Raw genomic sequence first — 8,768 nt, 5'->3', positions numbered from 1 at the left:
CCAGTGCAAGGCTGGTATGACATCATTGGAGAAAAAACAATAGCTGATGCAATTTTGGATAGGCTGATACATCAATCTCACCGAATCGAATTGCACGGAGAATCTATGAGAAAAAAAAGGGGCATAAACAAAAGCTAATATTTAAGTATATTTGAATACTAATTAACAGATGAAAAAAAGTAGTTTTTAATGAAAAATGGAGGTGGTCATTTTGCTCCGGAATTAGGTGGTCATTTTGAATTGGAATCAGGTGCTCACTTTAAATTGGAATTGGGTGGTCAATATCACTGGAATTTGCACTACAACATCAAAAATGAAAACAATTAAATCCATTGCAGTTGCGATACTGCTAACCATTGCAGGCACAACAATTTCAAATGCACAAGTAAGTACTAATACTGGCAAAACACCACACGGTGGAATAATACAAAATTCAGGTGATTACAAAATAGAAATGGTCGAAAGAGAAAACAATATTAGTTTTTACGTGCTGGATGCAAAAGGAAAAACGGTTTCAAATAAAAAAATTACTGGATCGGCTGTTTTTGAATTTTTCAATAAAACAAAAGCAACGAATCCAGTTTCTTTGGATACCAACAATTCTTTATTAGTACAAGTTCCTAAAGCAAGCATATATGCTTATTGTACCATCACATTACTTGTCAATGGAAAAACAATCTCTTCTAAATTTAGAAATAGCCAAGTTTCTGAACAAGATATTAATCATGGACACCAACATTAATTCAATTTTATTATTCTTTATAAACCCAATTTAAATTACAATTATGAAAAAAATTTTAATCGTAGCTACTATCGCAATCGGAATGTTAGTTTCTTGTAACAAAAAAGCAAACAACGAAACTGAAAACACTGAAGTTCAAACTATTGAAACAACAGAGCAAGTTCAAGTGATCACAGATACTACTGGTCAATTAAGTACGGATAGTATTAATAAAGTGGAGCAAGACAAAGTTGATACGGCTCATGGACACACGCATTAATATAATTTAACAGGCTGCTTCTCTTCAAAAAATTGCAGGAGAGAAGTAGTTTTAAAAGAAAAATAAAATTATGAATTCAAAAAAAATAATATTTCTTGTTTTACTTTTTTTTGTAAGCATCACAGGTGTTTTTGCTCATGGTGTCGATGAAAATACACAAACTTTTTTGTCAGGAAATGATGGCGTTGCTTTTGGCCCATTTCTTTATATTGGTGCAAAACATATGCTTACGGGTTACGATCATTTGCTTTTTTTAGTTGGCGTTATCTTTTTCCTTTATCGCCCAAAAGAAGTGCTACTTTATGTAAGTTTCTTTACAATTGGTCATAGTGCAACATTGTTGTTTGGCGTTATGAGTAATATATCAATTAATTCGTATTTAATTGATGCCATCATTGCACTATCAATAGTGTATAAAGGTTTTGATAATTTAGGTGGTTTCAAAAGATTTTTCGGGAAACAGCCCAATACAAAAGCAGCCGTTTTAATTTTCGGATTGTTTCACGGGTTTGGGTTAGCCAGCAAATTACAAGATTTCAAATTTGAAAAAGAAGGATTGTTTACCAATCTGCTTGGATTCAACATTGGGGTCGAAATTGGTCAGTTTATAGCATTAACTTTTGTGTTAATCCTTATTACAATATGGCGCAGATACCCGAGTTTCATGAAATTTTCAACATTCACAAATACCATGCTTATTGCTGCTGGATTTGTCTTATTAGGGTATCAATTAACAGGTTATTTTACATCTTAAAAAAATTAAACAATGTCAGAAATAAATCATCAAATAGTAGAAAAAAAAGAAATTATCAAAGCAGTCTTATTTGCATTGGTATTAGGGATAGTCATTTTAGTTAGTGCCGTTTTACCCGCTGAATATGGAATCGACCCAATAGGAACAGGGAAATTGTTCGGTTTCAGTAAGCTTTATGTGCCAGAGGATGCTCCTGATGGCTTAGCAACAACAACCGGGAAAACATTTCCTCTAATAAAAATGGAAAAAGCAGGTTCTGGACCAGAAGTAAAAAGACCAGTCGAGGCGGATAATCCTATTCCAGAAAAGCAATACGCAGAAAGAGAAGATACGGTTGAAGTAATTGTTCCTGCAGGAAAAGGGATTGAATATAAAACCTATATGCTAAAAGGCGGAAAAATGAAATACGAATGGAAAACTAATGATGGAACCGTTTATTTAGATTTTCACGGTGAAGTAAAACAGGCAAAGGCAGTTAATGATGTCTATTTTGAAAGTTACACACTTGCTTATTCCAATAATATGGTAGGAACTTTTTATGCTCCTTTTGAAGGAAAGCATGGATGGTTTTTTAGGAATAATGAAAATAAAGATATTACAGTTACTCTAAAATTAAAAGGTCAATATTCAATGTAACTATTGACTAACCATTAATCTTACTAATTATGCTAAATAAAATTATTGAGTTTTCAATCAAAAACAAACTCATTATTGGACTATTTATTTTTGCGCTCATCGGATATGGGAGTTATCAATTTACCAAATTACCAATCGATGCGGTTCCTGATATTACAGATAATCAAGTTCAGGTAATCACTTCAGCACCATCATTGGGTGCAACCGATATTGAACGACTGATTACTTTTCCAATTGAACAAGCGAATAGTAATATTCCTGGATTGAAAGAAATTCGTAGTTTCTCTCGTTTTGGCTTATCAGTGGTTACCATTGTTTTTAATGATGCAACGGATGTTTACTGGGCAAGACAACAAGTAACAGAACGATTAAGCGCTGTTAAAGACCAAATTCCCAAAGGTATTGGAGATCCAGTTCTTGCACCGGTAACAACAGGACTAGGCGAAATTTATCAATATGCTGTTCGAACCAAACCCGGTTACGAAAAAAAATACGATGTAACCGAGTTGAGAACCATTCAGGATTGGATTGTTCGCCGTCAATTATTAGGAGTTGAAGGTGTTGCAGAAGTAAGTAGTTTCGGTGGAAAATTGAAACAATTTGAAATTGCCGTTGACCCAAATAAATTGCAATCCTTTAATATTACTATTACTGATGTTTTTACTGCTTTAGAAAAAAACAATCAAAATACAGGTGGTGCTTATATCGAAAAAGGACCTAAAGTTTTGTACATCAGAAGTGAAGGGTTAATTAATACTATCGAAAATATTAAAGATATTTCTATTAAAAATACCAGTAGCGGAAGTCCTTTATTTATTCGTGATGTAGCTGATGTACGAATTGGAAGTGCTATCCGTTACGGAGCAATGACTTTTAATAAAAAAGGAGTTCAATCTGGTGAAGTTTCGGGTGCAGTAGTAATGATGTTAAAAGGAGCCAATAGTAATGTGGTTATTAAAAACATTAAGGATCGTATTGCACAAATCGAAAAAACATTACCCGAAGGCGTTATTCTGGAGCCATTTCTAGACCGAACCAAAATGGTCAATAATTCCATTTCAACAGTGGAAAAAAACTTATTGGAAGGAGCATTAATTGTACTTTTTGTTCTTATTTTATTTTTAGGAAATATAAGAGCAGGCTTAATCGTAGCATCAGTTATTCCATTGGCGATGCTGATAGCGGTCATACTGATGAATATTTTTGGGGTGAGCGGTAATTTAATGAGTCTAGGGGCACTAGATTTTGGATTAATTGTGGATGGGGCAGTTATTATTGTTGAAGCGTGTTTGTTTAGTTTACACAGCAGGAAAACGTCTAAAATATCACAGCAAGAAATGGACAGCACCGTATTAAATACGTCAATAAAAATGCGTAATGTTTCCGTATTTGGAGAGTTGATTATATTAATCGTGTACATTCCCATTTTTACTTTGCGGGGTATTGAAGGGAAAATGTTTTTACCAATGGCACAAACCATTGCATTTGCATTATTTGGTGCTTTTATATTGTCGCTGACTTATGTTCCGATGATGACCGCTTTATTTTTGAATAAAAATATATCTCACAAAAAAACTTTTTCAGATAGAATGATGGAAAAATTAGAAAATTTCTACCAACCTCTTCTGAACAAAGCATTAGGAATTCCAAGAACAATTATCGGTGCAACTTTGGGATTATTTGTTTTAGCGCTGATTACACTTTCGTTCATGGGTGGCGAATTTATGCCCTCGTTAGAAGAAGGAGATTTTGCTGTAGAAACAAGGGTTTTGCCGGGAAGTAATTTGCAAACTTCAATGACTGCAATTTCACAAGGCGCAAAAATACTAATAGAAAAATTTCCGGAAGTGGAGAAAATAGTAGGCAAAACAGGAAGTAGCGAAGTGCCAACTGATCCAATGCCCATTGATGCCAGTGATATGATGATTATTTTAAAGGACAAAAGCGAATGGACTTCTGCCAAAACTTTTGATGAATTATCAGAAAAAATGGCAAAGGAATTGGAAGCCGTTCCAGGTGTTTCTTATGGTTTTCAATATCCGGTACAAATGCGTTTTAATGAATTGATGACAGGAGCAAGACAAGATGTAGTCTGTAAAATATTTGGAGAAAATTTAGACACACTGGCTTTGTACGCCAATAAATTAGGTAAAATTGTAAATACAGTAGAAGGAACTTCAGACCTATATGTAGAAACCGTTACTGGAATGCCTCAAGTAGTAATTGACTACAACAGAGCTTCCATTGCACAATACGGTTTGAACATTCAGGATATCAATCGAATTGTAAACACCGCATTTGCAGGACAAAGCACTGGGGTTGTTTACGAAGGTGAAAAACGATTTGATTTAGTTGTTCGTTTAACAGGCGAAAAACGTCAGGATTTGGTGGATGTTCAAAATTTACTAATACCAACGTCCACTGGTTCGCAAATTCCTCTATCTCAATTGGCCAAAGTTGAAATTACTGAAGGCCCAAATCAAATACAAAGAGAAGATGCCAAACGTAGAATTGTAGTTGGTTTTAATGTTCGAGGTCGTGATGTGCAAAGCATCGTAAAAGAATTACAAGGTAAAGTCGAAGCTCAAATAAAATTTCCTGCGGGCTACTATCCTACGTATGGCGGTGCTTTTGAAAACTTAAACGAAGCCAAAAATCGTTTGATGATTGCTGTTCCAGTTTCATTACTATTAATATTTATTTTGCTCTATTTCGCATTCAATTCCGTAAAACAAGGATTATTGATTTATTCCGCAATCCCGCTTTCTGCAATTGGAGGTATTTTCTTTTTAGCGATGCGGGGAATGCCGTTTAGCATTAGTGCCGGAGTTGGTTTTATTGCTTTATTTGGTGTAGCGGTTCTGAATGGTTTAGTATTGATTGCAGAATTCAATAGCATACGAAAATCGGGTGAAACCGATTTAAAAGCGATTGTTTTACAAGGTACCAAAATACGTTTACGACCAGTTTTAATGACTGCATTTGTAGCATCATTAGGCTTTTTACCCATGGCATTAAGCAATGGTTCTGGTGCAGAAGTACAAAAACCTTTGGCAACTGTGGTAATTGGAGGTCTGTTGATTGCAACGTTCTTAACATTATTTGTTTTACCAATTTTATATATCATGTTTGAAAAAGGAATTAATTTAAAACCAAAAAAGATAAAATCAATTACAACAATCATGGTATTGGGACTGCTTTTTTCTTTTCAAAGTACTGATGCTCAGGAAATAATTTCAATTGATAAAGCGATTGAAACGGCTCTTTCAAACAATATAAAAATTAAAAACGAAAAACTAAATTCAGAGTACTTGCAAAAAATGACCAAAACAGGCTATGATATTTCCAACACGGGAATTATTGGGGAATTCGGTCAGTTTAACAGCAATGCAAATGATGTGAAAATTGGTATTTCGCAAAGCATAAAATTCCCAACCGTTTACAAAAGGCAGAAACAACTTTTAATAGAAGAAGCCAAAAAAGGACAATGGAACGAAGCTTTGCAAAGAAAGGAATTGACTAGACAGGTAACAATCGTGTTTTACGAAATGATGTATCTAAAAGAAAAGGAAAAGTTGTTGTTAAAAAGTGATAGTATTTATTCCGAATTTTTAAGGAAAACAGCGCTTCGTTTTGACAAAGGCGAAAGTAATATATTAGAAAAAGCAACCGCTGAAAACCAATCTGGACAAATAAAAATTCAACTTCTGGAATTACAAAGTGATTATAAAATAATACAATCGCAATTAAAGTATTTACTTAATACTGATAAAGACTTTGTCCCAGTTTCAGATAAATTAAAAATGGATTTTACCGAAAATTTAGATAAAAATGCTATTGGCAATCAACCCAGTATAAAATTATTTGAGCAAGAAGTAAATAGTAGCAAAGCTGAAATTTCACTTGAAAAATCTAAAAAATTGCCCGAATTAATTGGTGGTGTTTATTACCAGACTTTCAAAACAAATGCGGAGTTTCAAAACAGTTATAATGGTGTTTACGGACAATTTGGAGTGGCAATTCCGTTATTCAATGCGGCAATAAATAATAAGAAAAAAGCATTAGAGATAAACACCCAAATTGCCGAAAATAATTTAAATAATGAAAAACTAAAACTGGAAAGTAAGAATCAGGAATTAGTCCAAGAATATAAAAAACAGAAAGAAACTATTGCCTATTTTGAAAGTCAAGCCTTGAAAAATGTTGATTTGGTAACCAAAGCTGCTAATGATAAATTTATCAATGGTGACATCAATTATCTGGAATGGGTAATGCTTATTAATCAAAGCACAGGAATTCAAAGTGATTATATTGAAGCGGTTAGAAAATTGAATATAAGTATAATAGAAATCAATGCATTAACTAATTAAAATAGTTTAATTATGAAATGAGCATGACCGTAATTGGGGTCGCAAGCGCCAATGATGATATGCGAATTACATATGACCGATAAAAAACAATAAATATCAACATATGAATTATACACAAACCTTTTTTTCGCGACAGTTCCTTTGGGAAATTGTACGGATCATAACAGTGGGAATAGCCTGTTTATTATTTTATTTCGATGTTATTCTATTACCCATTTTGATAGCCGCAATGGCTTTCGGTCTTTATTCGTTAGTAAAAACTGCGGTACTGGATATCATAAAAGAAAGAAAAACAGGTACCGAATTGTTTATAACCATAGCGGTCATAATTTCAGTTCTTGGCAAAGAATATTTGGCTGGTGCTGTCGTGCTTATGATCATCCTCATTGCAGAATATATTGCAAGTGCGAGCACTGAAAAAGCGAGAGCATCTATAAAAGAGTTGATTGGTTCCGTGCCTAAAACGGCAATAGTAAAAAAAGACAATCAGGAATCCGTAGTGCAAATAACCGATTTAAAAATCGGTGATATTGTTCTGGTAAAAGCTGGAGAAAAAATCCCTGTTGATGGCAAAGTGATTGGCGGATCAGGTTCTGTGAATCAGGCACCAATAACCGGCGAAAGCGTACCTCAAGAAAAAACAGCGGGAAGTGAAGCATTTGCCGGAACCATACTGGAATTAGGTGCGCTAGATATAGAAATGACTAAAGCAGGATTAGACACCGTTTTTTCGCGTATTATAGCCTTGGTGGAAGAGGCAGAAAGCCAGCAAGCACCTATTGAAAAATTCACAGATAAAGTGGCTTCATGGCTTATTCCGGTGGTATTTATTTTTGTTGGTACTGTTTACTTTTTTACCCGTGATGTCAAACTGGTGATTGCATTGCTGATTTTTACTTCCCCTGCCGAATTAGGTTTGGCAACACCGCTTGTGACCATTGCGGCAATTGCTCGTGCAGCGAGAGAAGGTATTTTGATAAAAGGAGGTTTGTTTTTAGAAGAGCTTGCTAAAGTAACTACCATTGTTTTTGATAAAACAGGGACATTAACCGTTGGAAGTCCTATTGTGAATACCGTTGAAATAATAGATCCTGCTTATAATGAAAACCAATTGGTTCAATTTGCTGCTAATGTTGACCGTCGTTCCAGCCATCCATTAGCAAAAGCAATCTTAAGCTATGCGGATCAATTAAAACTTACCTATGGCGAGCCTGAAAATTTCGAGGTGGTAAAAGGACGGGGTGTTTCCGCAAAAATAGATGGCAAATCGGTTTTATTAGGGAACAAGCTCTTTATGGAAGAAAGTAAAGTACCGGTGTCGAAATCCTCAGAAAATAGTACCGATACTGCTATTTATCTTTCAGTTGACAATAAATTGGCGTGTATCTTTTATATATCCGATGCGATACGCGAAGGTGCAAAAGAAATGATTGAAGGTTTAAGAAAAAGTGGAATTGAAAACATAATTATGCTTACCGGTGATAATCCTGAAACTGCCAAGCACGTTGCCAATCAGATAGGAATTACCGATTACAGAGCAAATTTATTGCCCGAAGACAAAATCAATATTATAAAAGAATTGCAAAAAGAAGGTTCAAAAGTAGCAATGGTCGGTGATGGGATTAATGATGCGCCTGCTTTAGTTCAGGCAAATATAGGCATAGCAATGGGTGCTATGGGAACCGAAGCAGCAATGGAAGCAGCCGACATCGTTCTGATGCAGGATAAGTTGGAAAAAATCGCAAAGGCTCGTGCTATTAGTAAAAGAGCCTATCGAACCATTCGTGAAAATATTTTTGTGGGAGTTGGCGTTGTTCATGTGATTGGAATTACCCTTGTCTTGCTTAAAATAATTGGACCAATTGAAGCAGCTGCTATTCATTTGCTTCCTGACACTTTAGTTTTTATTAATTCCGTAAAACTCCTTCGCGTTAAGATTGATGCCTAACCGATTAGCAAGGGCAATGAAATTTTAAATAACAAACACTATCTTACTATTCAAAATAA

Annotated in this window: 8 protein-coding genes; all 8 read left to right on the top strand. The window is 34.7% G+C overall.

The window, feature by feature from the left end:
- Positions 1–138, top strand: a 138-nt coding sequence (locus tag E0F89_RS16430; RefSeq protein WP_165930037.1) for an ATP-binding protein, incomplete at its 5' end; no start/stop codon positions are given.
- A 51-nt stretch (positions 139–189) separates the two neighbouring features.
- On the top strand, positions 190–327 hold the full coding sequence (locus E0F89_RS17195) for a hypothetical protein (RefSeq protein ID WP_165930060.1): 138 nt from the start codon (positions 190–192) through the stop codon (positions 325–327).
- Positions 314–742 carry a hypothetical protein gene (locus tag E0F89_RS16425; protein ID WP_113634463.1) on the top strand — a complete coding sequence of 143 codons (429 nt, stop codon included), beginning with the start codon at positions 314–316 and terminating at the stop codon, positions 740–742. The genes E0F89_RS17195 and E0F89_RS16425 overlap by 14 nt, the downstream gene beginning before the upstream one ends.
- 43 nt (positions 743–785) lie before the next feature.
- Complete coding sequence (locus tag E0F89_RS16420; protein ID WP_113634464.1) at positions 786–1,001, top strand: hypothetical protein; 216 nt, start codon at positions 786–788, stop codon at positions 999–1,001.
- A gap of 70 nt (positions 1,002–1,071) precedes the next feature.
- Positions 1,072–1,755, top strand: a complete 684-nt coding sequence (locus E0F89_RS16415) for a HupE/UreJ family protein (protein ID WP_113634465.1) — start codon at positions 1,072–1,074, stop codon at positions 1,753–1,755.
- A 12-nt stretch (positions 1,756–1,767) separates the two neighbouring features.
- Complete coding sequence (locus E0F89_RS16410) at positions 1,768–2,391, top strand: hypothetical protein (RefSeq protein WP_113634466.1); 624 nt, start codon at positions 1,768–1,770, stop codon at positions 2,389–2,391.
- A gap of 29 nt (positions 2,392–2,420) precedes the next feature.
- Complete coding sequence (locus E0F89_RS16405; RefSeq protein WP_131910812.1) at positions 2,421–6,761, top strand: CusA/CzcA family heavy metal efflux RND transporter; 4,341 nt, start codon at positions 2,421–2,423, stop codon at positions 6,759–6,761.
- A 103-nt stretch (positions 6,762–6,864) separates the two neighbouring features.
- The gene (locus tag E0F89_RS16400; protein ID WP_113634468.1) at positions 6,865–8,709 is read left to right on the top strand and encodes a heavy metal translocating P-type ATPase; all 1,845 of its coding nucleotides are present in this window, start codon (positions 6,865–6,867) and stop codon (positions 8,707–8,709) included.
- Positions 8,710–8,768: the final 59 nt, after the last annotated feature.

The organism is Flavobacterium caseinilyticum (assembly GCF_004349085.1).
GTDB classification, from domain to species: domain Bacteria; phylum Bacteroidota; class Bacteroidia; order Flavobacteriales; family Flavobacteriaceae; genus Flavobacterium; species Flavobacterium caseinilyticum.
The sequence above is the reverse complement of the archived record's forward strand: the minus strand, read 5'-3'. Positions and strand labels throughout refer to the sequence as shown.